The following is a 1,912-nucleotide window of genomic DNA, read 5'->3' on the forward strand; positions in this document are numbered from 1 at the left end:
GAAGCACGGCGAGGCGGGAGCGGCGCAGTCGGGCTTCACCGAGTGCCTCAACGCCTTGAGCCAGAAGAAGGTCGCGATGTGGTACGACGCGACCAGCGCGGCCGGGCCGCTGGAGGACCCCAGCTCCAGCAAGATCGCCGGTCACGTCGGCTACGCCTACGCGCCGACCGTCGAGACCAAGAGCAGCGGCTGGCTGTGGAGTTGGGCCTGGGCCATGCCCAAGACCACGAAGAACGCCGACGCCGCCTCGAAGTTCATGCTGTGGGCCTCCAGCAAGAAGTACGAGAAGCTGGTCGGGGAGAAGCTCGGCTGGTCGCGCGTCCCGTCCGGCAAGCGGGCCAGCACGTACGAGATCCCGCAGTACCAGAAGGCCGCCGCGTCGTTCGGTGACATCACCCTGAAGTCCATCGAAGGAGCCGACCCGGCCAACCCGGGCGTCCAGCCCAGGCCGACGGTGGGCATCCAGTACGTGGCCATCCCCGAGTTCCAGGACCTGGGAACCAAGGTCACCCAGGAGATCTCCGCCGCCATCGCCGGCAAGACCAGCGTGGACAAGGCGCTGAACGACGGCCAGAAGCTCGCCGAGGACGTCGCCAAGAACTACCAGAAGTGACCTTCATTGCCCGGCCGGCGCTCCCGCCGGCCGGGCGTCGCTTCCCCGACCCCGGCCGTCACTGGCGGAGGAACCATCCATGACCACGCTCACCGCTCCCCCCAAGACAGCACCACCACCCGCCCGAACACGGAAGTCCTCGGGCACGGCCAAGTGGAAGCGCCGCATCCCGCTGCTGCCGGCGCTGATCTTCACCATCGCCGTCACGCAGCTGCCCTTCGTGGCCACGCTCGTCATCTCCACCTTCCAGTGGAACATCCTCAAGCCGGGCGACCGGCACTTCGTCGGCCTGTCGAACTTCACGTTCGTCTTCACCGACGAGCGGCTGCGCACCGCGGTACTCAACACCGTCGTGCTCACCGCGTCGGTGGTGATCGCCAGCGTGGTCCTCGGGCTCGGTCTGGCGATGCTGCTCGACCGCCGGTTCGCCGGCCGGGGGCTGGCGCGCACCCTGCTCATCGCGCCGTTCCTCGTCATGCCGGTCGCGGCGGCGCTGCTGTGGAAGCACGCGATCTACAACCCCGACTACGGCCTGCTCAACGGTACCCTCAACGCCGTATACCGGCTGTTTGGAGCCTCCAACGGGCCCACGGTCGACTGGGTGTCCTCGTACCCCATGCCCGCCGTCGTGGTGTCGCTGGTCTGGCAGTGGACCCCGTTCATGATGCTGATCCTCCTGGCCGGTCTGCAGGCGCAGCCCGGTGACGTCCTGGAGGCGGCGAAGGTCGACGGGGCATCGGCCCTGGCCACCTTCCGCTACATCACCCTGCCCCACCTGCGCCAGTACATCGAGCTGGGCACTCTGCTCGGCACCATCTACGTGGTGCAGACCTTCGACGCGGTCTACACCATCACCCAGGGCGGCCCCGGCTCACAGACGACCAACCTGCCCTACGAGATCTACCTGACCATGTTCCGCAAATACGAGTACGGCGAGGCGGCCGCCGCCGGTGTCGTCGTCGTACTCGGCTCGATCGTGATCGCGACCTTCGCGCTGCGCACCATCGCGTCGCTGTTCCGCGAGGAGGTATCCCGATGACCGCTCACGCAGCAGCCGCCGCCCCCGGCACGAGGTTCAAAAAGTTCCTGCGCCGCCCCGACGACAACAGCGCTACACCCCGGCTGTCGCCCCTGTGGACCTTCGTCGCCTGGCTCGCCACGCTGGCGTTCTTCGCACCCGTGGCGTGGATGGTACTCACCTCCTTCCACCAGGAGGCGGACGCGGCGACCAACCCTCCAACCCCCTTCGCCCCCCTCACCCTCGACCAGTACAAACTCCTGTTCAGCCGGGACATCACC

The 1,912-nt window shown here is 67.6% G+C and carries 2 protein-coding genes and 1 pseudogene; all 3 read left to right on the forward strand.

Features of this window, described 5'->3' with window-relative positions; all coding sequences use genetic code 11:
* Positions 1-613: extracellular solute-binding protein (locus ACWD4J_RS44045; RefSeq protein ID WP_451401189.1), on the forward strand; the 613-nt coding region annotated here is incomplete at its 5' end.
* A gap of 79 nt (positions 614-692) precedes the next feature.
* Positions 693-1,652: a carbohydrate ABC transporter permease gene (locus ACWD4J_RS44050; protein WP_451401190.1), complete on the forward strand. Its 960-nt coding sequence runs from the start codon at positions 693-695 to the stop codon at positions 1,650-1,652.
* Positions 1,649-1,912 (forward strand): annotated as a pseudogene (locus ACWD4J_RS44055) (carbohydrate ABC transporter permease); the annotation flags it as partial. The gene ACWD4J_RS44050 and the pseudogene ACWD4J_RS44055, both read left to right, overlap by 4 nt.

The sequence above is a fragment of the Streptomyces sp. NPDC002577 genome (assembly GCF_053594815.1).